Raw genomic sequence first — 21,592 nt, 5'->3', positions numbered from 1 at the left:
CTGCTGGGCGCTTGATGCCGAAGCGGGCGGTGGCACGCAACACAAGCTTTCATGTCAGGACTGACCGGGCCGACGGCTGACCAGACACGCCTGGGAACCGTCAGCTGTTGGCGTTGGCCTTCGCCTTCGGCGCAATGATCTCCGGCTTGTCGCCGCCACCAACCGCGCGCGTAACGGCCGTCGCGACCAGCGCGATCAACAGGCGGGCGATGATGGTGAAGAACAAAAGCACGATCTTGTCGTCGGAGACCGCAAAGCGGACCCCGGCGCGCCAGCGTCCGCCGATCGGCAGATGGGCAATCTGGTCTTCGACCCAGTCGGCGGCGTCCAGCAGGCTGTGCAAGACGCCTTCCGCCGCGATCGAGATCACCGCCAGCATGATGATGGCCACGATGAAGGACAGGAAAAGCGTCGCCATCATCGACGAAACCTGGCTGATCAGCCCCGGTTCCTTGACCCTGTAGCGATCATGGCCACCGGTCAGGGCGGTAAAACTGCTGCCGACGAGGGCCAGCAGGATGCGGGCGATGATGGTGAAGATCAAAAGCACGATCTTGTCGTCGCTCGCGAAGAGGCGGACGAAATTATTGTAGCGGTCTTCCAGCGGGATGGAGGCGATCATGTCCTCGATCAGGTCGGCGCCGTCCTGCACCCAGCTCAGCCAGTCGGCGGCGTAATACCACAGGCCGACCAGCATGATCATGGCCAGGATCATCGACACGAAGAGCGTGGCGGAAATCTTCGACAGACGCGCTAACAACATGATCTTCCCCTTGCCGCCGGAACTGGCCAGCGTGCCCGATCCGGATACTAGCGCCTATCTGTGGCGCCGTCCCGCCTGGACACGCGCGGCGCGAAAGCGTGACGGGCACACACCGCACAAGGCGACCGGCGCCCGTCACGAGATCGTATCAGCCGGCGATGATTTGAACGGTCAGCTGCGAGCCGTCAGCCGACCAGCCATCCGTCACCCAGCTTTCACCCGGCGCCAGGGTTTCATTCCAGGGCCCGCAGTTTTCGTCGGGACCGGCTTCGGTGGTGACCTGGATGCAGAGCTGGCCCTCATAGGTCCAGGTCCCGGTGAGACCACGACTGTCACTATAGCGGCCATCGGCACTGAACCAGGCGTCGAAGCTTTGCTCGCCCATGCTGACACGCACGGCATTCCCGAACGCATTCGACATGCCCTCGGCCAAGGCCGGCGTGGCCAGACAAGCAGCGGCCAAGCCGGCCGCAATCAGATGTTTCATGAGTTACTCCCCGATAAGCAGACCCCACGGGTCCGCAAGCGCCCCCTTGCGCGAGGGGAGGCTAGCAAACTCGCCTGATCGGGGAAACCGGAATCGGATCAGATATCGTCGACCGGTTCGGCTTCGCTCTCGGTCGACGGCACTTCGACGATCTGGACCCAGTATTCGCCGATCGAATTGACCACCCGCATCAGACGATCCAGCGAGATCGGCTTGACGATATAGGAAGACGCGCCCAGCCCGTAGGAGGAAAGAATGTCGTCCTCGTCCTTGGACGTGGTCAGCACAATGATCGGGATGTGCCGCAGCTGGGCATCAGCCTTGATCTCCTCAAGCGCCTCGCGGCCATCCTTGAGCGGCATGTTGAGATCAAGCAGGATGATGCCCGGAAAGGGCGTTCCGTCGAGATCGGCATATTGCCCGCGGCGTTTGAGATAATCGACCAGCTGTTCGCCATTCTCGAGGAAATCGAGCGGATTGCGCAGCCGCACTTCCTCACACGCTTCCTTGAACAGCAGCCGGTCGTCCGGATCATCGTCGACCATCAGAATGGTGAAAAGCCGGTTTTCGTCGCTCATGATGACAGCCTCAACCCGGTTAGAGCCTTGATTTGGGTTCGTCTTGTTACAAACTCGCCTTTTGGCGCGGCAAGATCAAGGTGAAGACGGCGCCAATTCCCATTTCTCCACGCGCCAGCAGTTGTCCGCCGTGTCGTTCCGCGATTTTGCGGGCGGTGGCGAGGCCGATTCCGGTGCCTGGATAGGCGTCCCGCGCATGCAGTCGCTCAAAAGGCAGGAAGATGCGTTCCGCCTTGTCGTCATCAAAGCCGATCCCGTTGTCGGCGAAGCGGATGACGACGCCCCCGTCGGCAGCGACCTCGCCGGCAACCGACACGACCAGCGGGCGTCCGTCAGACGCATACTGGATGGCATTTGCCAGCAAGATTTCGAACAGGATCTTGCATTGACGGCGGTCGGCGTGAATATCGGGCAATTCACCAAGTTCGACCCGGCCGCCGCACGCCGCCAATGGTTCGCTCGCACCGGCAACAAGCGGCTCCAGGACCTCGCGCACAGCGACAGGCTCCATCGTCGTACTGGTGTCATTGACGCCCGCCCAGATCGTCAATTCATCGAGCAGGCCCCGCATGCGCCCGGCCGCATCGGACATCCGCTCCGCATAGCGCGCCACTTGCGGATCGTCTGGCAGCGGACCGAGCCGTTCGGTCAGCCGGTCACCAAATGCGATGATCTTGCGCAGCGGCTCACGCAGGTCATGGCGCGCGGCGCTGGCGAATATCCCGACGTCCTCGACACGGCGCCGCAGGGCCTCGGCCTCGCGCCGGGCCAGACCCGCCTGCCGCAGGCCGTGCCCCGCCAGCCAAGCCAGTCCGGCAGCGGCGACCGCGCCCAGCGTGATCAGAACGGTCTCGGCGGCGCCTGGCCACGGCCGAGACAGGAAGGGCAGGGCCAAGACGAGGGCCAACACGCCAACCGCGGCGCCGATGAAGATCGGCGCAAATCGATGCAGCACTTGCCCAGCTTGCCTCATGCCTGTCCTTCGCCCTGCGCGTTAAGCGGGCTACATCACATTGCCCTGCCGGACCGGCAGGAGCAGTGTGAAGACTGCGCCGGCATCGGGTTCGCCCCAGGCTGTCAACTCGCCGGCATGCCGCTCGGCGATCTTGCGGCACGTGGCCAGGCCAACGCCGGTCCCGTCAAACTCGTCACGCCCGTGCAGACGCTCGAACATGCCGAAAATTCGCTCCGCATGACGCGGCTCGAAACCGACGCCATTGTCGGCCACGGCAATGCGCGCCATGGCACCGTTCTCGCCCACCTCGACACTGCCCTCGATGGAAATCGACGGCTGGACACCAGGACGGCGGAATTTCAAGGCGTTGGCCAACAGGTTGAGGAAGAGCTGGTGCATCTGCCCCGGATCGGCTTCGATCGCCGGCAATTCGCCGACCCGGATCTTGGCATCCTCGGCATTGATGCGCGGCTCCAGATCAGACAGGACATCCGCCACCACTGCCGACATGTCGACCGGCAGGAAGCTGGTGGTTTTGGAATTGACCCGCGAATAGCTCAGCAAGTCGTCAATCAGGCGCCGCATCCGGGTCGAGGCGTCGACCATGCGCTCGAGATAATGGCGACCGGTGTCATCGAGCGCGTCATAACATTTATTGTTCAGGCGCTCACCGAATGCCTGGATCTTGCGCAAGGGTTCCTGCAAGTCATGCGAGGCCGCGTAGGCGAATTCCTGCAATTCCGAGTTCGAGCGCTTGAGCTCCTGGGCATAGCGGCGCAGGGCCAACTCGTCGCGTTTGCGGTTGGTGACATCGCGGAAGGTGACCACCGCCCCCACCGACTTGTCGAGCGGGTCGATCGGCGACGATGCGGACTCGATCGGAATCGGTTGGCCGTTCTTGGTCCAGAACACGTCGCCATCCGGCGATTCCGCCGGTACGCCGGCACAATGGATCGGACATTCCTCGCGCGGATAGATCGAGCCGTCGCGCCGCGAATGGTGCACCACGGCGTGCATGTTTTTGCCGATCAGCTCATCCTCGTGATAGCCCAGCATCGCGCAAGCGCGCGGATTGATGAAGGTGACAACACCATCGCCATCAATGCCGTAAATCCCCTCGGCCGCTGTCATCAGGATCTGCGACAGACGCTGATTGGCCTCATGGGTCGCCTGGGCGCGGCGACGGGTGATCGAACGGTGGGCCGAGAAGAGGACCGCCAGCAGGATGAAAGACAGCGCCATCGCCACGGCAAAGACACGCAGCACGGCACGGGCATTGTTGGCGCCCGCCATCGCCTCGCCAAGCTCGACCTCGGTGATGATGCCGATATCGCGGGCCGGATCCCAGTCCCAAGCCCCCATCACCAGTACGCCGCGAACATCGCGATAGCCTTGCAAGTTATGCCCCTGCCCGTCGGCAATCACACCGCGCGCGGCTTCGGTGAGCGGCCACTCGGCATAGGGCCGCGAAGGGATGCCGCCCATGGTCACATCGACACCCGGGTCGCGCACTTCGACATGCAGGATCGAGGGATGCCCCTCGACCAACAGATCCGCCGCCACCAATTCTTCGCCATAACGGGTCTCGGTCAGCAGGCGACCGTCACGATCAATCGCAAAAGTCTCGCCGGACACCCCGGTCCGGCCGACCCGGAATGTCGCCGTATATTCAGACAGCGGGTCGATCCGCAGCGCGAGATAGCCCAGTAATTCACCACCGTCGCGAATGGCCGCGACCGCGTACATCAGGATTTCCTCGTCGACCGAATCAACGCCGTTGGCATCAGTGATGTCCACGAGATCGACGATATGCGGCCGGGTCAGCACGACACCCGTGGTGGCGAGCCGATCAGCATTCACCAAGTCGAGCACGAGCGAGGGCTGTCCCAGATCATTGTCGCGCATCGCCCCCAGCGTGGTGCCGTTCGGCGCCAGCAACAAGAATCCGCGATAGCCGTATTCAGTCAGCCACGGCCCCAGCGTCTCGCGCAGCCATTGCTGTTCCGGCGAGGATGCCAGCGCCGCCGGAACCGGCATGTCGACCAGCCCCTCAACCGCGGCCTGCAAACGGCTGTTTTCGGCCCAGACGCGGGCATCATTCTCACGCGATTGCGCCCATAATTCGAAACGCTGACGGGTGTTGCTGCGAACGGTTTCTAGCGTGCGAAGATTGGTTTCACGCGCCGAGGACATCAGCCTCCCCTCGCCGGCCATGACCGCGAGCGCGACGATGAAAATACAGGTGACCGCAACCAGTCCGGGCAGGACCTGACCGATCCAGCCATCGGTGTCGGTCAGCCGCTGGAGCGCTGATTTCGGTTCGTCGGCGTCCGAGGACGTCCGCAAATAGGTATCGCCGCTCGGCGTCGTGGACATTCGAATCGATCCCGATCCATCACCGCATCTGAGGCCATCCTAGTGATTTTGCCGCACTTGTCCCCACTTGAAGCCACATTCAGGGCAAAAATGGGTCATCGCCTGTCAGCTCGGGTTCAGACCGGCCCGCCTAATGTCGTCAGCGTGCGCCCCGCGGTGTACCGGATGGGTTGGCCCGATATCCCTCGCTTCGTGTCAGCTTCGTCCGGTACACCGCAACTTCCCAGGAGCGGTTTCTTGCCGCCGGCAAGCCTACCAAAGGTCGGACACCGGCGACCGGCCGAGGAACTCCGTAATCCGCGCCCGCGTCGCATCCGTGGTACCATCGGGCAGATGTTCCGGATCGAACCAGTCCACCGCCTCGATCTCGCCAGCCGCACCGCGTTCACAAGGTTGCCAGTCGCGAACCACACACACCACGACATGATCACCGCGAAAGCGTCGGTGATTGGCATGCACGCCCTGGACAGGTGTCTCGCCGCTGATATCGACACCGGCCTCGTCACGCAATTCATGGGCAAGGGCATCCCGCACGGTCTCGCCTTTTTCAACGCCGCCGCCGGGCAAATGCCAACCGCCAACATAGGTGTGGCGCACCAGAACGATGTGTCCGTCGGCGCGTATGACGATGCCGCGAACACCCAGCGTCGTACCCCGTGAGAGGCGCCAGAATGCCTGCAGGAGCGGCCGGACAAGCGGTTCGACACTTTGCCGCCAGTTCATGCCGCATCCCCGGCTAGCCAGTGCCGCGCGGGCAGGTTATGTACGGGCGAATTGTACGCCGTTTTGGGGATATCTCTCATGTACGCTCTGGTTGCCATCGGCTCGGTTGCCGTCATTTTCGGGCTTCTCAATCTCATCGAATACCGCCGCCTCGACTAGTCCGCAAACCATCCGGACGGCCCTGAAATGGCAGCTCCCGCCTATATCGCCCTGATTCTTGTCGGCATTATCATCCTGCTGTTCGGCGGGGATTTGCTGGTGCGTGGCGGCGCCGCCCTGGCCAAAGTCTGGCGCCTTCCCCCGTTGCTGGTCGGCCTGACGATCATTGCGTTTGGAACGTCGGCACCGGAACTCGTGGTCTCGATCCAGTCGGCCCTGACCGGCGCGCCGGGCCTCGCCCTGGGCAATATCGTCGGTTCGAACACCGCCAATTTCCTCCTGATTCTCGGCCTTCCGGCCGTTTTCGGTGCCATCGCGACGACCACGCCAGGCGTGCGTCGCAATGCCATCTTCGCCTTGGGCGCGGCGGTCATCCTCATCGCCGTGAGCTGGGACCGGCTGATCTCGCCGGTCGAGAGCTATGTCCTGTTCGCGCTGATCATCGCCTATGTGCTGCTGCTGGCTTTCCTGGCGCGCGGCAAGACCGACGACCCGTCGATTGCCGAGCTGACCGATCTCGAGCACATGGACGGCCTGCCCAAATCCATGCCCACCATCCTCGGCGCGCTGCTGATTGGTCTCGTCGGCCTTCCGATCGGCGCCCACATGATCGTCACCGGCGGTACGGCTGCTGCTGCAGACCTGGGTGTTGACGATGCCCTGATCGGTCTGACCGCCGTCGCTTTCGGCACGTCGCTGCCGGAGCTGGCAACCGTCGTCATGGCGTCGGTCCGGCGACAGGCGGAACTCGCCATCGGCAATGTGCTTGGCTCCAACATCTTCAACGTCTTTGCCGTCGGCGGTGCCACCGGCTTGGCAGCCTCGGCGATCGGTGTCGACCTGCCGGTTCCGGAGTCCTTCTTCGGTCTCGACCTGTGGGTCATGCTCGGCGCCAGCATCATCATCGCCGGCGTCATCATGGCCAAACAGCCGATCAGCCGCCTTCTCGGCGGCCTGCTCTTCGCCAGCTATATCGGCTATATCGTCATTCTGGCCCGCAGCGCGGTCGGCGGCTAGCCAAACACCCGGCGCAAGATGTCGGTGGTCCGGTTAACCGGGTCGCGGCGGATCGCCCGCTCCTCCTCACCGACATAGTGGAAGACGCCGGCCATGGCCCGGCGCGAGGCGTCGTCAGTCAGTTGGTCCTGCAGGGACCCGCCGCTGGAACGACCGCGCAGGAACCGGCCCAGCATGCCGCCCTGATTGTTCAGCCGCTGTTCGATCGGCTGCAGTGTGCGATAGGCACCGGACGCTTCCAGCGTGCTCGCCATGCGTGGCCGGATCAGCGCGAAAAGCGGGTCGGATGTCCGCCGTTCGAGATAATCCGTGGCCGAGCGGTCGCCACCACGGACAATGCCGACTGCATCTTCCAGCGTGATCGAGCGAACCGCGTTGACGAAAATGGTCTGCACCGCCGGCATCGCCGCTTCGGCGGCCCGATTGAGCTGGCGTTCGAGATCGTCGAGCTGTTGCGACATCCCCACCCGACGGAGCATCGACTGGACGTCGCGGACCCGCGAAGGCAGCGGAATGCGAACCTGCGGATCACCATAAAAGCCGTTGGTTTGACCAAGCCGGGTGGTCGCCAGTCGGGCTGCCTGGCTGAGCGCCGAGCGGATACCGTCGCGGGCCTGGTTTTCGGACAGACCAAACTGGACAGCCGAGACCGGTGCGGTGATGGCCAGGGCGCTGGCGCCAAGGCCGAGCATGACAGAACGACGGTGCATGGAAGTCTCCGGACAATGATTTCCTGAGTTTCGCACAAGCCACCGCGCACGGACACACCTGATCACCCCGGTCAACATCAAAAGGGGGAATTGGCGACGGCAATGTCCCGGCGACATTCCGTTCCGGCATGCCTATAGTTTCGCCGGACGACAATTGGGGGGAGCACCATGTCTGCACCAAGGACCGATCGCCTGGTCTCGATCGACGCGCTGCGCGGCATCGCCGTGCTGGGCATTTTGATGATGAATGTCCAAGGCTTCGCGATGACGCCGATGGCCTATGACAATCCGACCATGCAGATCGAGGCGGGTGCGGCAGGCCTGTCAGTCTGGGCTTTCGCCCACACCTTCTTCGCCTACAAATTCATCACGATTTTCTCGACCCTGTTCGGGGCCGGCATCGTCCTCATGGCGGGAGACGGGCCGGACAAGGGACCGCACACCCGGCGCATGCTGTGGCTGCTCGCGATCGGCGCCATCCACGCCTACCTCTTCTGGTGGGGTGACATCCTGGTTCACTACGCCCTGCTCGGACTGATCGTGGTCGGGGCGCGGCGATGGTCGGTGCCACGCCTGGTGTTGACCGCCCTTCCCCTGCTCGCGCTCGGCGCACTGTTGTGGGTCGGCGGCAAATATATGGGCGCCGCCTTCGCGAGCCCGGAGAGCGCGGCCCAGGAAGCCGAGATGATGGCCGGATTGATGACCGGCATGACCGAGGCCTACCGGGCCGGCTTCCTCAACCACATTCCCTGGAATGCCGGCTTCGCCGTCTTCGGCCAGGTTTTCAGCTTCCTCATGCTCGGACCGCGGACGGCCGGCCTGATGCTGCTTGGCATGGCGCTCTACAAGAGTGGCTTCCTGTCCGCCAGTTGGGGCCATCTGCGCTACGCCATTCTCGCCGTCATCGGCATCGGGCTGGGCTATTATCTCTGCCAAGCCTCAACCAATACGCTGATTGCCGGCGAGTTCGAACCGGGCGCGCTGGCTGACGGCAATGCCTACATGTATGGCGGCAGCATCCTCATGTCCTTCGGCTACGCCTCGGCCGTGATGTTGCTCTCGAAGATCGGCCTCTTCAGCCTGATCATCAAACTCTTCGCCGCAACCGGGCGGATGGCCTTCACGAATTATCTCAGCCAGACCCTGATCATGACCTTCATCTTTGTCGGCGCGCCGGGCCTCGGCCTGTTCGGCACGGTGGAACGGGTCGACCAGGCCAAGCTGGTGGTGATGGTCTGGGCCATCCAGCTGATCTGGTCACCGATCTGGCTCCACTTCTTCCGCTTCGGCCCGCTGGAATGGGTCTGGCGTTCGCTGACCTATGGCAAGGCGCAGCCGCTGCTCAAGGGCAAGCCAGCCGAGGCGGCGTAGCAGGACGAAACAACGGATCGGCGATTGCGCGTTGCAGACCGCAATCATCGATCCGGCCTGCTGACGCTTGCGATCGACCCGCCCTGTACCGCCTCTATCGTGCTCGAGCCGGGCCATTGAGTGTCGGCGCCCACACGTCCAGCAAGTGATCCACAAAGGCCCGCCGCAGCGGTGAGTCGGTGCGTGATGCCGGCCAGACCGCCTGCAATTCGATCGGCGGCGCCTGCCAGCCCGGTGCGAGCTCGACCAAGGCACCGGTCGCGAGATGGGCACCGACCAGATGCGCCGGCGGCGTTGCCACGCCCATACCGGCCAGGGCGAGTTCGATCATCGCCTCGATACTGCCGACCTCGGCATGGGTCGGCGTCGCCAGTTCGACCATGTCGCCATCGGGTGCCACCAGCTGCCGTCGCGACGACATGCTGGACAGGCGTATCCAGCGCAACCCGACCAGGTCATTGGCATCGCGGATCGGCCCATCCGACTGAAGCAATGTCGGTGCACAGACCAGGGCACGGCGGATGGCGCCAATCCGGCGACGCTTCATGGCGCTGTCTGCAAACCGGCCGGCGCGAATGCCCAGATCGAAACGGCCGGAGATCAGGTCGGCGGCGGAGTCGGAAACATCAAGACGCAGTGTGATGTCCGCATGGCGGCGGGTGAACAGGGCGACGACCTCGCCAAAACCGGCACCGATGACGGCGGATGTACAGGTCACGGACAACAAGCCGCGCAGCAGTCCGGTCTGTTCATCCACCAGTCGCAATGCGCCATCGACCGAGGCGAGCATGGCTTCAGCCTGGATACCCAGCGTCTCGCCCAGGGATGTGGGAGAGAGCCGCCGTGTCGAGCGGTTCAGGAGTGGGGCGCCAATGAATTCCTCAAGCACTGTCACGTGATAGCTGACCGTTGACGGCGCCATGCCAAGGCGCTCAGCCGCGCCGCGAAACGACCCGGCGCGCAGGACCATGCCGAAAGTGGCCAGGGATTTGAGATGCTCAAGCATTCATCAGAATTTTCGAATAATGAAATTTAATTGTGCAATCTAATAAAAACCGGCTGGCAAAGCTACCTCTCCGTCAAAGGAGACTGCGATGGGAAATCTGTTGGCCATGGGGGCATTTGCCCTGACCATGTCGATCTCGCCGGGGCCGGTGAACATGATGACACTGTCCGCCGGCCTGCATCACGGGCCGGTTCGGGCTTTGCCGTTTGTGGTCGGTTCGACGGCCGGATTCACAGCCCTGCTGGTGACCGTGGGACTCGCCGCCAACCTGGTCGCTGCGCTGGGCGGCTACTGGATGCAGGCGCTGTCAGTGATCGGCGCTGCCGTGATTATCTGGTTTGGTATCAGGATCGCCCTCGCTCCGACCGGTCTTGCCGAGACTGACATGCCGGACCTGCCACGGGCGTGGCAGGGCGCCCTGATGCAGTGGGTCAATCCCAAGGCTTGGGCGGCTTGTCTGGCCGCGGTCTCGCTGTTCGAGCTGGCCGGTCCCAGCCGCGAGTTGGCCGTGTTCGCCAGCTTGTACTTCGCGCTTTGCCTGATCGGGGTGGGCAGCTGGGCGGTGCTCGGCAGCGGCATCCGCCGCTTCCTTGCCGACCCGATCCGCATGCAGCTGTTCAACATCGCGGTCGGCGGCACGCTGATCCTGCTGGCGCTGGGTCTGGCGGTGGATAGCCTGGTCTAGGCTAGCGTCGACCGCGCTCACACACGCTTTCCCGGTACATTCTGAACGTGAGTGCGCGACGCGCGGACTGGTCCATACATCACTTGGCAGCCAGCAGGCCGTATCCGGTTTTCCAGCTCAAGGGTGAAACCGCGCAGCGGCGCCTGTGGCGCCCTTGACCTGGAAAACCGGATACGGCGACGTCTCGGCAAGGGATGAATGGGGCATTGTGCGCCGATGGCGCGTCTCACCCCTTCCGCCCCTTCGGGGCACCTTCCCCATCAAGGGGAAGGACCCTATTGCGCTCGAACCCCTCCCCCTCCCACTCCGTCATCCCACGGGGAGCGCACAGCGCTCATCCGGGGGACCTCGTCCCGGACGGCTGGCGGATGGGTGAGGTCCCCCGGACAAGCCGGGGGATGACGGTGGATAAGTAGAAAGAGGGTTATGTCCCAGCCCTCGACGAGCTTGCCGCCATAGGGACAGGCATAATTAGCGACGCGCGTTAATTGTACCTGTCGCAGATTCCCGCCCTAAACCTTGCGCCGAAACCGCGTCAGTCCCACGGCCGCCGCATCGGCATAGGCATCGACCTTGCGTGTCGTGACCTGGGCGGCGGTGACGACGGCGGGTTCAAGGGCGATATCCAGGACCGTCCCGCACAGGGTTTCCTGGAGGTCGAACTGGCGGGTTTCCAGCGCCTTGATGCCGTGCAGGATGTAGTCGTAATCGACCACGGTGCCGATATCATCCGAGCCGCACCATTGCTTGGACACCAGGGTGATGACGTCGATCAGGACACGCTGTTTGACGCCGCGCTCATAGTCATGGATGCCGATCTCGACATCCAGCTTCACGCCTTCCAGCCGGTAGATGAAGACATCCTCGCCGGACGCGCTGGCGAGGGCGTTCTCGATCACATTGTCCAGTCTCATGAGGCATCGTCCTGCGGCGGGTTGGCGGCATACATGACGTCGCGATTGCGGGCGTCGAGATGCTGGCCACCATCAATGGTGATGGTCTCACCCGTCATTGAGGGCGTCGCAAGGATGAAGCGCACCGCGCGGATGATGTCGTCCGGCGTCGAGCCGCCACGCATCGGGTTCATTGTATGGGCGCGCTGGAACTCGTCCTCGCTCTGACCGCCCGAAGGCAGGGTGATGCCCGGCGCGATGGCATTGACGCGGACGGCCGGCGCGAAGGCCATTGCCATCGTGGTCGTCGCGCCGAGAAGGGCGTGCTTGGACAGGGTGTAGGCAAAGAAATCCGGATTGAGGTTGAAGAGTTTCTGGTCGAGCAGATTGATCACACAGCCCGAGGCGCGCTCGCTATGACCGGTCGCCATGGCCTTGGCCAGCAGGACCGGCGCGGCGGTATTGATGCGCCAGTGCGCTTCCAGCGATTGCGGACTGACGTCTTCGGGTCGATCCATCTCGAAAATGGAGGCCGAGTTGATCAGAACGTCGACCCGCCCCACATCAGCCATGAAGGCCTCGACAGAACCGGTATCGGCAAGGTCAAACTGAACGCACCGGGCCGAGCCTCCTGCCGCAACGATGTCAGCAGCAACGGCCTGTGCGTCGTCTGCCGAAGCATTGTAATGAACGATCACATGCCAGCCGTCCGCACCCAGGGCGCTGGCGATTTTGGCACCCAGGCGCTTGCCGCCGCCGGTTACGAGCGCAATCCTGTCCGACATGACTTCGCAAACTCCTCAATCCGGTGAGATAGATGACGCTTCCGCCGCGTCGGCGCAATCTTTGGCGGGTGCGAAACTCATCGCGGACTATGTCCGCAACCTGCCGCCCAAGCCCGGCGTCTATCGGATGTTCGGCGAGGATGGGGCGGTCTTGTATGTCGGCAAGGCCCGAAACCTGAAGAACCGGGTCTCCAACTATGCCAATGGCCGCGGCCATTCCAACCGCATCGCCCTGATGATCGGCCTGACCCGCAAAATGGAATTCGTGGTCACCCAGACCGAGACCGAAGCCCTGCTGCTGGAAGCCAATTTGATCAAGTCGCTGAAGCCGCGCTTCAATATCCTGCTGCGCGACGACAAGAGCTTCCCCTATATCCTGATCCGCAAGGACCATCCCGCCGCCCAGCTGACCAAGCATCGCGGCGCGCGCAAGGCCAAAGGCGATTATTTCGGCCCCTTCGCCTCGGTCGGGGCGGTCAACCAGACCCTCAATACGCTGCAGAAAGCCTTCCTGATCCGCACCTGTAGCGACAGCGTTTATGAGGGCCGCTCGCGCGCTTGCATGCTGCACCAGATCAAGCGCTGCGCCGGCCCCTGTGTCGATCTGATCGAACCCGCCGCCTATGACGAGCTGGTCAAGGAGGCCACCGACTTCCTGCGCGGCCGCTCGAACGCCCTGCGCCAGGACTTGCAGGCGCGCATGGCCGAGGCCGCCGAGGCGATGGACTTTGAAAGCGCCGCCAAGCTGCGTGACCGGATCCGTGCCATCGCCGCCGTCACCACCGACCAGGGCATCAATCCGGATGGTGTCGAGGAAGCCGATGTCGTCGCTGTGCACACCGATGGCGGCAAGTCCTGCGTCCAGGTCTTCTTCTTTCGGGCCGGCCAAAACTGGGGCAACCAGTCCTTCTTCCCGCGCCATGACAGCGAGGCCGAGCCCGCCGAGGTGCTGGCTGCCTTCGTGGCGCAATTTTATGACGACAAGCCGGCGCCGGCCCTGATCCTGCTGTCGCACGAGATCGAGGAGGCCGACCTGCTGGGCGAGGCGCTGAGCCTGCGTACCGAGCGCAAGGTCACGCTGCACACACCGCGACGCGGCGAGAAGCGTAAGCTGGTTGAGCGCACCCTGACCAATGCCCGCGAGAGCCTGGCCCGGCGTCTGTCGGAAAGTGCCACGCAGACGCAATTGCTCAAGGGCGTGCAGCGCGTCTTCGACCTGCCCGACCTGCCCCAGCGTATCGAGGTCTATGACAACTCGCACATCCAGGGCACCAATGCGTTGGGCGCGATGATTGTCGCCGGACCAGAAGGCTTCGAGAAAAACCATTATCGTCGCTTCAACATGAAGGGCGATGACGCCGCCACCAATGATGATTTTGCGATGATGAAAGCGATGCTCAAACGCCGCTTCGCCCGCCTGCTGAAAGAGCGTGATGACGGCGCGCCGGTGCCGGATCTCGTACTGATCGATGGCGGCAAGGGGCAATTATCCTCGGTCATGGAGATCGCCGAGGAGTTGGGCATCACGGCAGAGACCGGCATCACCATCGCCGCCATTGCCAAGGGACCGGAACGCGATGCCGGCCGGGAAGCCTTTTACCTGCCCGGAAAACCACCCTTCAAACTGCCGATGAAGGACCCGGTCCTCTACTATCTCCAGCGCCTGCGCGACGAGGCCCACCGCTTCGCCATTGGCGGCCACCGGGCCAAGCGCAAGAAGCAGATGACCGACAATCCGCTCGACGGGATCGACGGGATCGGTCCGTCACGAAAGAAGGCGCTGCTGGCCCATTTCGGATCCGCCAAGGCAGTGCGCAATGCGGCCCTGGCCGATCTGGAAGCGGTTGACGGCATCTCCAAAGCCATGGCCAAAAAGATCCATGACTGGTTCCAGAAGTGACGGACTGCCAACAATGACATTCGCCGCTGCCCTCCTCCGCCTGATCCTGTGTGTACTCGGTCCGGTCGCAATCTGGTTTTCCTGGCGCTGGACCGGTTCCGCCGACGGGCCGGTCGCATTTGCCGGCTTCATCGAGGCCGCGCGGGCCTTGGCCGCCTTTGGCGCCGCAGCTTTTTTGATCGCCAGTACAATTGCCGCCTTCCGGCTCGGCGGTGACGGGCTGATCGCCCGGCTCGCCCGCGCCGCCCATGCCAGCGCTTGGCTCATCCTGTTCGTGGTGATGATCGGCCCGAACGCTTATCTGATCGCGCCGATGCTGGGCATCCTCGTCACCGACATCCATGACCTGCTCCGCCCCAAGCCGCACGATGGCCTGTCGGCTCACGGTAAGCCGATGGCCGTGATCGGGCAGGTTCTGGCCCTCGCCGCCGGCGGCCTGCCCCTGCTCGCGGCACTGTTGGACTGGACCGGCAGCGAGATCGCCCTGACGGTCTGGATCGCCCTTCTGTGGCTCGCGGCGGCCTTCAAACTCCATCGCTTCCTGCCGCGCCGATTGACCGATTGAGTCTTTCCGCGCCCGGCGAGACTTGTATTATCCACCGGTTGCATCGGGGGAGCGTCGCGTCGTGTTCAAGAATTTCATCCAACTCGCCTTCACGATCGCCATCGGCGCGATCTGGGTCTATCTGGCCGGCGCCACCGCACCGGAGGGGACCTGCGAAGCGGCCCGCAACGGTCTGCAATGCATGGTCCTGGAAGTCAGCGCTGTGCCCAAGCTGATCACCATGCTGGGCATTTACGCGCTGGCCGTCCTCTTTTTCGTGATCACCGCCCTGCGTCAGAACCGCAAGGTCGGGCACAGCAAAAAAGGGCGCATCCGGCGCTATCGCCATGCCGAGGAATACCTGGTCGAGAAGGGCAAGCTCTCGCACGAGGCGCTGATCGAGTATCACCGCGAATACAAGTGGGAAGCCTATTCCGGTATCGCCCTGTCGGCAGCCATGGTCGTCGCCGCCCTCGTCATCCAGGGCGATGCCACCGGCGTCGCCCCCTTTGCCGAAGCCGAACTGGCATTGTGGAATGCCGGCATACTGGCGATTGCCGGCGCCATGATGGCTGCGGCCGAGATCGTCCACACCAACACACTCTCACCCATGGTGCCGATCCGGACCCGGCTGAAAGTGGTCGGTCGCTCGATCGTGGTGGCCGGGATCGGGGTCAGCCTGGCGGTATCCTCGGTCTTCGCCTTCATCGGCCTGGCCGCCCCCTTCATCGCTGTTCTGGGGACGCTGCTCTTCTTTTTCCTCGGCCTGTGGCTGCAATCGGCCCGCTCCATTCCGCGCGACGAAATGCTAGAGCAGTTCCAGCTTGATGAGGATGAATGGAATGAACTCGTCAAACGGGTCGATACCGGCAAGCGGAGTGACTGACGACGCCCTCGCCGGGGTCAAGGCCTTCCTGTTCGACCTCGACGGCACGGTGACGCAGGACGGCCGTGTCCCGGCCTCCAGCCTCGCGGCAATGGAGTTGCTGCAGGCGGCCGGCATTCTCACCCTGGCTGTCACCGGGCGCCCGGCTGGCTGGTGCGACCTGATCGCGCGCTGGTGGCCGGTCGATGCGGTGATCGGCGAGAATGGCGCCTTCTGCTTTGCCCGCCGGGGCGACGGACGGATTACCCGCGACTGGTTCTGCGAGACCTCGGATGACGGCCGCGCCCGTCTCACCGCCATCGCCGACGATACACTCTCGCTGGCGCCGAACCTGGCCCATGCCGCCGACAATGCCTGGCGCGCCTGCGATATCGCGGTCGATTTCGCCGAAGATGTCGACGGTCCGACGCTGGATGATGCCGAACGCGTCCGCGCCCGTTTCGCGGAAGCCGGCGCGATCGCCAAGACCAGCTCGATCCACGTCAATGCCTGGTTTGGCGACCACGACAAGAAAACCACGGCCTGCCAGGTCCTCGCCACGCGATTCGGTATCGCCGAACCCGATCAGGCGGCCCAGATCGCCTATATTGGCGATGCACCGAATGACGAACCGATGTTCGCCGCCTTTCCGTTGAGCTTCGGCGTCGCCGGCGTGCGTCGCTTCCTGCCGGTCATGACCGCGCATCCGGCCGAGATCGCCAAGGGCGATGAAGCCGCCGGCTTTGCCGAGATCGCCAACCGTTTGCTCGCCGCACGAAAGATCCGACCGGCATGATGACCTGGCCCAACCTGCTCACCGCCTGCCGCATTGCCCTGGTGCCCTTCCTGTTTCTGGCGTTGTCCATGGACAGCACGGCCGGACTGGTCTTCGCACTGGCACTCGCGATCACGGCCGAGGTCACCGACATGCTGGACGGCTGGGTCGCCCGCCGCTTCAACCAGCAATCGGATTTCGGCGCCCAGTTCGACCCGTTGGCCGACAGCCTGTACCGGATCGGCGCCTTCACGGCACTGGCAGCCGGCGGGCTGATCCCGGTATGGACGATCATCGTCTTCGCCTGGCGCGATGTGCTGGTCAGCTATGCCCGCCTGATGATGCAGTCAAAAGGCCGCGCCGTCGGTGCCCGCCTGTCCGGCAAGTTGAAAGCGATCGTCCAGGGCGTTGCCATCATCGCCCTGCTCGCAGTGCCGCTGGTGCCGGCATCCCTGGTCGACCCGGCACTCGTGGCCAGCCTCGCCCAAGCCAGTTTCTGGTTGGCGGTCGCGGTGACAGTCTGGTCCTGTGTGGACTACCTGCTTGCGGGCTTGCGAGCCGGGCCCGACAAGGCTTGAATGCGGCATGTCATTACCGCCACAAGCGCTTGAAATTCTTCACCATCGGTCCCTGAACTCGCCGCGCGCCTTTGACCGCGGCCTGACACTGGCCGGACGGCTGCCGGAAGCCCGCCACGCCCATGAGGCCGATATCTGCTGGGTCGCCGATGGCGAGGGGCCGCCCCTGCTGTACACCCGCCATCCCGCGATGATGCTCGACCGGCTCGGCCGACGCGCGATCGCGGATGGCTGTGCCAACGGCACACTCTGGCGGCTCGAAGACGCGCTGGCGGCGGCGCGCGGCCATGCCGTGGTACTGGAAATGAAGATCGGCATCGGCGACCGCGAGGCGGCGCTGGCCGAACTGGTCCGCCTGGCAGACTTGCACGACGCACCGGTACTGATCGACGCCTTCTCGCTCGACCTGCTGGACATCGTGCGCGGGCTGGCGCCGGCAGCGCGGCTGAGTGTGCACACCGGCCGTTACACCGCTGATCGCACCACGATTACCGCGCCCGGCTGGCCGCCGGTTCATAATGTCGCCAGCGCCCGCCTGCCGGTCAATGTGATCTCGCTGCGCCTCTATGGCGGCTGGCATCGCATGTGGCCGCAGATCGAGGCCGTGCAGGCGGCTGGCCTGACGCCGCACATGTCGCGTCTTTTGACACCGGAGGAGCTGGTCGAGGGCGCCCGCGCGCCCCTCGCCGCCATCTATGCCGATCCGGAACCTTATGAAGCCGGGCTCGACGTCCTACGCGCCGCCTGCGCCGAACGGCTTGGGCCGGCTGCGGCCTCCGACAAAGCACCTTGAGCCGACTTGCACTGCGGTTCATGATCACGGCTCGCAATTTGGCAGGACCAGATGGCCCAGACGCAAGGCGATGACGCGCACATTCTCGTCGTCGATGATGATGACCGTATCCGCAACCTGCTCAAACGCTTCCTGCAGGAGCGCGGCTATCGCGTGTCGACGGCGCCGAATGCCGACAAAGCCCTGTCGACCCTGAACTCCCTGGCCTTCGACCTGCTGGTGCTCGACGTGATGATGCCTGGCATGAACGGGTTCGAGTTGACCGAGGCGGTCCGCAAGCGCGGCGAGACGCCGATCCTACTGCTGACCGCGCGCGGCGATGCAGAAGACCGGATCAAGGGCCTGTCCCTGGGCGCCGACGATTATCTGCCCAAGCCTTTCGAGCCGGAAGAACTGGTGCTGCGCATCAATGCCATCCTGCGCCGCGCCAAGCCGGCCCAAGCCGCCATCCAGCGTGTCAGTTTCGGCGATTGGAGTTTCGACATTGCCCGCGAGAGCCTGACCCAGAACGGCAGCCCGGTGCGCCTGACCGGCGGTGAAGCGGCGCTTCTGGGCGCGCTGGCGGCCTCGGCCGGCCAGACCGTCTCCCGTCTGACCCTGTCGGAACGCACGGGCGGCGGCGAACGCGCCGTCGATGTCCAGGTCACACGCCTGCGCCGCAAGCTGGAGACCGACCCGAAGGAACCGATGCACCTGCAGACCGTGCGCGGTGAAGGTTATCGCCTGCTCGCCGATCCGGTTTTCGAGGACTGATCCGGCGTGTCGGTTCTCAAACGCTTCCTGCCCAAGGGCCTGTTCTGGCGGACGCTGCTGATCATCGTCCTGCCGGTCGGGCTGATGCAGGTCGCCGTTGCGTGGTCCTTCTTCGAGGAACACTGGGAGACCGTCACCAGCCGCCTGTCCGAGGGCGTGGCCGGCGAGATTGCCATGGCAACCCGGCTCTATGAGGAGGAAGGCGGCGAAACCCCGGCCTTCCAGCGCCATATCGAGACCGCGCTGGGCACGACGCGCCTGTCGATCGATTTCCGGCCCGGCGACACCTTGCCGACCTCGCGCCGCTCCTCCTTCTTCCGCACGCTCGACATCACCCTGCGCGAGGCCTTGTCGCAACAGCTCGACAATACGGTCTGGTTCGATACCACCCGCTATCCCAGCTATGTCGATGTCCGCGTCCAGGTCGAGGGCGGCGTGTTGCGCTTCATCACCCCGCGCGACCGGGTGTTTGCCACGACGGGCCATATCTTCCTGTTGTGGATCATTGGCGCGACCACCTTGCTGACCGCCGTCTCGGTCGTCTTCATCCGCAACCAGGTCAAACCGATCCGCCGCCTCGCCGATGCCGCCGAGCAATTCGGTCGCGGCCAGGATGTCGCCCATTTCCGCCCCGCCGGCGCCACCGAAGTGCGCCAGGCTGCTCATGCCTTCCTGGAAATGCGGGCAAGGATCAAACGCCATCTCGAACAACGCACCGCCCTCCTCGCCGGGGTCAGCCATGACCTGCGAACGCCGCTGACGCGCCTGAAACTCCAGCTCGCCCTGATGCCGCAGACCGGGGAGACCGCCGATGCCCGCCGCGATCTCGACGAGATGGAAGCCATGCTGGACGAATATCTCGATTTTGCCCGCGGCGAGGCCAATGAGGACACCCAGCGCGTCGATCTGGTCGCCCTGACCCGTGACGCCGTGGAAGATGCCCGTCGTCATGGTGGTGAGGTCCGTTTCGACGATGCCGGTGAACTTGATGCCGAGATCCGTCCCGGTGCCGTCCGCCGTGCCCTCGCCAACCTGATCGGCAATGCGCAAAGTTTCGGCGACCTGGTCGAGGTCGCTGTCACCCGGGTCGGCTCACGGGTCGAAATCCGGGTCGAGGACGACGGCCCCGGCATTCCGGAAGACCAGTATGACGAGGCCCTGAAGCCCTTCAATCGCCTTGATGAAAGCCGCAACCAGAACCGCAAGGGCGTCGGCCTCGGCCTCGCCCTCGCCCGCGACGTCGCCCGCAATCACGGCGGCGACATCAAGCTGGGGCGGTCAGAGCTGGGTGGTCTGCGAGCGGTGATCAGCTTGCCGCAGTAACGGGGATGCAGTGCCGCAGCCGGCACGGCGCTTCCTCGCTTCCATCCCCCTACATTTTTCCCGGAGGCGCGCAGCGCCAGCCGGGAAAAATATGTTTGGGTTCGCGGGGTATGGAGGGGAATGGCTGACAGGTCCTCGCCCAGACGCGGGAAGGACTTAGCGCTTGCCGGGCTCTTGGCCCATCTGCCTTGACCGGCGCTCGGCGGCGGCGACGGCCTGTCGGACCAGTTCGGGCAGTCCGCCGCCAGCGCCCATCAGGACATCGACAGCGGCTTGGGTGGTGCCACCCGGAGACGTCACGGCACGGCGTAACTCTTGGGGAGTTTTGCCGGATTTGGCGAGCAGGGCCCCGGCACCGATGATGGTTTCGCGGGCCAGCTTGTCGGCGAGGTCGCGCGGCAGGCCTTCAGCGAAGGCGGCACCGGCCAGGGCTTCTGCGAGCAGGAAAACATAGGCCGGGCCGGAACCTGAGACGGCGGTCACGGCGCCGATCATGCGCTCGTCGCCGACCCATTCGACCGTACCGGCGACCTTGAGCAGGCGGGTCACGGTCTTTTCCAGCGCTTCGCCGGCATCATTGGCGACGCAGACAGTGACGCCGGCCCCGACCGCGGCAGCGGTGTTGGGCATGGCCCGGACCATCGGTCGCTCACCGAGGGCCATGACCATGCGATTGATGGTGACGCCGGCCATGATCGAGATCACCCCGGCATTGTCGGGCAACAGGTCGGCAATCGTGGCCGAGACCTGTTCAAACATTTGCGGTTTGACCGCAAATACAATGAGGTCGAGCGCCGCCGCGGCGTCGGCGGTCAACTCGGGCAGGAGGGTGACACCGGACTTGTCGGCCAGGTCCTGGACGACATCGCCGGGTGCCGGATCGATGACGACGAGTTCGTCAGCAGCCACAGTGCCGCGTTTGGTCCGCAGCCAGCCAGCCGCCAGGGCGCCGCCCATATTGCCGCCGCCAATGAGTGCAATCCGAAAATTTTGTGCCATGGGAGGTGTCAGGCCTCGCCCGCAGTTTCAAACATCGCCGCCGCCGCCGCTTCTTCCACACCCTTGCCACCCCAGACCAGGAAGTGGAAAGCCGGATAGAAGCGCTCGCCGGCTTCACGCGCGGCCGAGATCATGGCCGCTGCCTGGGACGGGGACACAGCCTCGCCATTGGGCAGGGACAGGGCGTGGCGATAGACGATCGAACCGTCCTCGGCCCAGATGTCGAAATGGCCGAGCCAGAGCTTCTCGTTGAGCCGGGCGACCAGCTCGCAGACATCGCGGAAACGATTGGCCGGAACTTTCAGGTCCAGGCTGCCGCAAATGTGCAACGCCTCGAGATCGGGGCGCCACGCAAACCAGATCTGGTGATCACGCCAAGCGCCTGTGGCGGTCAGGTGGATTTCACCATTCTCGTCACGGTCATAAGGATATTGCTCGGCGATGACCGCCTGTTCGACCGCATCAAGCGGATCGGTCACAGTCGGTGAAAACTCGTCTGACAGCAGGTCCATCGAAGTGGCTCCATCGTCTGCGCGGCGACTCACACCGTCCGG

General features: G+C 64.1%; 23 protein-coding genes. 11 read left to right on the top strand and 12 right to left on the bottom strand.

Translation table 11 applies throughout. The features are described from left to right. Positions 1-100: 100 nt before the first annotated feature. The 6 genes from C7435_RS02990 to C7435_RS02965 all read right to left on the bottom strand — a co-directional run bounded on the left by C7435_RS02990 (position 101) and on the right by C7435_RS02965 (position 5,882). Positions 101-763, bottom strand: a complete 663-nt coding sequence (locus C7435_RS02990; protein WP_075189247.1) for a hypothetical protein — start codon at positions 761-763, stop codon at positions 101-103. 148 nt (positions 764-911) lie between these two features. Next, positions 912-1,250 (bottom strand): hypothetical protein, encoded by a 339-nt coding sequence (locus C7435_RS02985; RefSeq protein WP_121209956.1) that lies wholly within the window; start codon positions 1,248-1,250, stop codon positions 912-914. Between the two features lie 98 nt (positions 1,251-1,348). After that, positions 1,349-1,828, bottom strand: a complete 480-nt coding sequence (locus C7435_RS02980) for a response regulator (RefSeq protein ID WP_075189245.1) — start codon at positions 1,826-1,828, stop codon at positions 1,349-1,351. Positions 1,829-1,874: 46 nt separating this feature from the next. Further along, on the bottom strand, positions 1,875-2,783 hold the full coding sequence (locus C7435_RS02975; RefSeq protein WP_170150322.1) for a sensor histidine kinase: 909 nt from the start codon (positions 2,781-2,783) through the stop codon (positions 1,875-1,877). A 48-nt stretch (positions 2,784-2,831) separates the two neighbouring features. Next, positions 2,832-5,159 (bottom strand): sensor histidine kinase, encoded by a 2,328-nt coding sequence (locus C7435_RS02970; RefSeq protein ID WP_121209954.1) that lies wholly within the window; start codon positions 5,157-5,159, stop codon positions 2,832-2,834. A 252-nt stretch (positions 5,160-5,411) separates the two neighbouring features. Then, a complete protein-coding gene (locus C7435_RS02965) occupies positions 5,412-5,882 on the bottom strand; it encodes an NUDIX domain-containing protein (RefSeq protein ID WP_121209953.1) in 471 nt (156 codons plus the stop codon). 186 nt (positions 5,883-6,068) lie between these two features. Here C7435_RS02965 and C7435_RS02960 point away from each other — a divergent pair, with 186 nt between their 5' ends. After that, a complete protein-coding gene (locus tag C7435_RS02960) occupies positions 6,069-7,058 on the top strand; it encodes a calcium/sodium antiporter (protein WP_121209952.1) in 990 nt (329 codons plus the stop codon). On the opposite strand, the gene C7435_RS02955 is transcribed toward C7435_RS02960, so the two are convergent. Next, entirely contained in the window at positions 7,055-7,768 is a 714-nt protein-coding gene (locus tag C7435_RS02955; protein WP_158025556.1) for a DUF4197 domain-containing protein, read from the bottom strand. The genes C7435_RS02960 and C7435_RS02955 overlap by 4 nt on opposite strands. 168 nt (positions 7,769-7,936) lie before the next feature. Between C7435_RS02955 and C7435_RS02950 the strand changes: the two genes are divergently transcribed. Next, a complete protein-coding gene (locus C7435_RS02950) occupies positions 7,937-9,139 on the top strand; it encodes a DUF418 domain-containing protein (RefSeq protein WP_121209950.1) in 1,203 nt (400 codons plus the stop codon). Between the two features lie 94 nt (positions 9,140-9,233). On the opposite strand, the gene C7435_RS02945 is transcribed toward C7435_RS02950, so the two are convergent. Continuing rightward, positions 9,234-10,145 (bottom strand): LysR family transcriptional regulator, encoded by a 912-nt coding sequence (locus tag C7435_RS02945; RefSeq protein WP_121209949.1) that lies wholly within the window; start codon positions 10,143-10,145, stop codon positions 9,234-9,236. Between the two features lie 88 nt (positions 10,146-10,233). Between C7435_RS02945 and C7435_RS02940 the strand changes: the two genes are divergently transcribed. Beyond that, complete coding sequence (locus C7435_RS02940) at positions 10,234-10,830, top strand: LysE family translocator (RefSeq protein WP_121209948.1); 597 nt, start codon at positions 10,234-10,236, stop codon at positions 10,828-10,830. Positions 10,831-11,342: 512 nt separating this feature from the next. Here C7435_RS02940 and C7435_RS02935 read toward each other — a convergent pair. After that, positions 11,343-11,744: a dihydroneopterin aldolase gene (locus C7435_RS02935; protein ID WP_121209947.1), complete on the bottom strand. Its 402-nt coding sequence runs from the start codon at positions 11,742-11,744 to the stop codon at positions 11,343-11,345. After that, positions 11,741-12,508, bottom strand: a complete 768-nt coding sequence (locus tag C7435_RS02930) for an SDR family oxidoreductase (RefSeq protein ID WP_121209946.1) — start codon at positions 12,506-12,508, stop codon at positions 11,741-11,743. The genes C7435_RS02935 and C7435_RS02930 overlap by 4 nt, the downstream gene beginning before the upstream one ends. Here C7435_RS02930 and uvrC point away from each other — a divergent pair. The 8 genes from uvrC (at position 12,507) to C7435_RS02890 (ending at position 20,039) form a co-directional block, all read left to right on the top strand. Beyond that, positions 12,507-14,408 carry an excinuclease ABC subunit UvrC gene (uvrC, locus tag C7435_RS02925; RefSeq protein ID WP_121209945.1) on the top strand — a complete coding sequence of 634 codons (1,902 nt, stop codon included), beginning with the start codon at positions 12,507-12,509 and terminating at the stop codon, positions 14,406-14,408. The two genes, C7435_RS02930 and uvrC, sit on opposite strands and share 2 nt — an antisense overlap. Before the next feature lie 13 nt (positions 14,409-14,421). Next, on the top strand, positions 14,422-14,973 hold the full coding sequence (locus C7435_RS02920; RefSeq protein ID WP_121209944.1) for a hypothetical protein: 552 nt from the start codon (positions 14,422-14,424) through the stop codon (positions 14,971-14,973). A gap of 61 nt (positions 14,974-15,034) precedes the next feature. Then, the gene (locus C7435_RS02915; protein WP_147422613.1) at positions 15,035-15,838 is read left to right on the top strand and encodes a hypothetical protein; all 804 of its coding nucleotides are present in this window, start codon (positions 15,035-15,037) and stop codon (positions 15,836-15,838) included. Beyond that, a complete protein-coding gene (locus C7435_RS02910; RefSeq protein WP_158025555.1) occupies positions 15,831-16,613 on the top strand; it encodes an HAD-IIB family hydrolase in 783 nt (260 codons plus the stop codon). The genes C7435_RS02915 and C7435_RS02910 overlap by 8 nt, the downstream gene beginning before the upstream one ends. Continuing rightward, positions 16,610-17,170, top strand: a complete 561-nt coding sequence (gene pgsA, locus C7435_RS02905) for a CDP-diacylglycerol--glycerol-3-phosphate 3-phosphatidyltransferase (protein ID WP_121209942.1) — start codon at positions 16,610-16,612, stop codon at positions 17,168-17,170. Before C7435_RS02910 ends, pgsA begins: the two co-directional genes overlap by 4 nt. A 7-nt stretch (positions 17,171-17,177) precedes the next feature. After that, complete coding sequence (locus C7435_RS02900; protein ID WP_121209941.1) at positions 17,178-17,963, top strand: PI-PLC domain-containing protein; 786 nt, start codon at positions 17,178-17,180, stop codon at positions 17,961-17,963. A gap of 51 nt (positions 17,964-18,014) precedes the next feature. Beyond that, a complete protein-coding gene (locus tag C7435_RS02895; RefSeq protein ID WP_121209940.1) occupies positions 18,015-18,716 on the top strand; it encodes a response regulator transcription factor in 702 nt (233 codons plus the stop codon). Between the two features lie 6 nt (positions 18,717-18,722). Then, a complete protein-coding gene (locus tag C7435_RS02890; RefSeq protein WP_121209939.1) occupies positions 18,723-20,039 on the top strand; it encodes an ATP-binding protein in 1,317 nt (438 codons plus the stop codon). Positions 20,040-20,195: 156 nt separating this feature from the next. Here the strand turns inward: C7435_RS02890 and proC are convergent, their stop codons facing one another. Both proC and C7435_RS02880 read right to left on the bottom strand, forming a co-directional pair. Beyond that, positions 20,196-21,038 carry a pyrroline-5-carboxylate reductase gene (gene proC / locus C7435_RS02885; RefSeq protein ID WP_121209938.1) on the bottom strand — a complete coding sequence of 281 codons (843 nt, stop codon included), beginning with the start codon at positions 21,036-21,038 and terminating at the stop codon, positions 20,196-20,198. Between the two features lie 8 nt (positions 21,039-21,046). Further along, positions 21,047-21,550 carry a type III secretion system chaperone family protein gene (locus tag C7435_RS02880; protein ID WP_075189224.1) on the bottom strand — a complete coding sequence of 168 codons (504 nt, stop codon included), beginning with the start codon at positions 21,548-21,550 and terminating at the stop codon, positions 21,047-21,049. Positions 21,551-21,592 lie beyond the last annotated feature (42 nt).

This window comes from Maricaulis maris (assembly GCF_003634045.1).
Lineage (GTDB): Bacteria > Pseudomonadota > Alphaproteobacteria > Caulobacterales > Maricaulaceae > Maricaulis > Maricaulis maris.
Note: the sequence above shows the minus strand (reverse complement) of the source record. Positions and strands in the feature narration are given on the sequence as shown.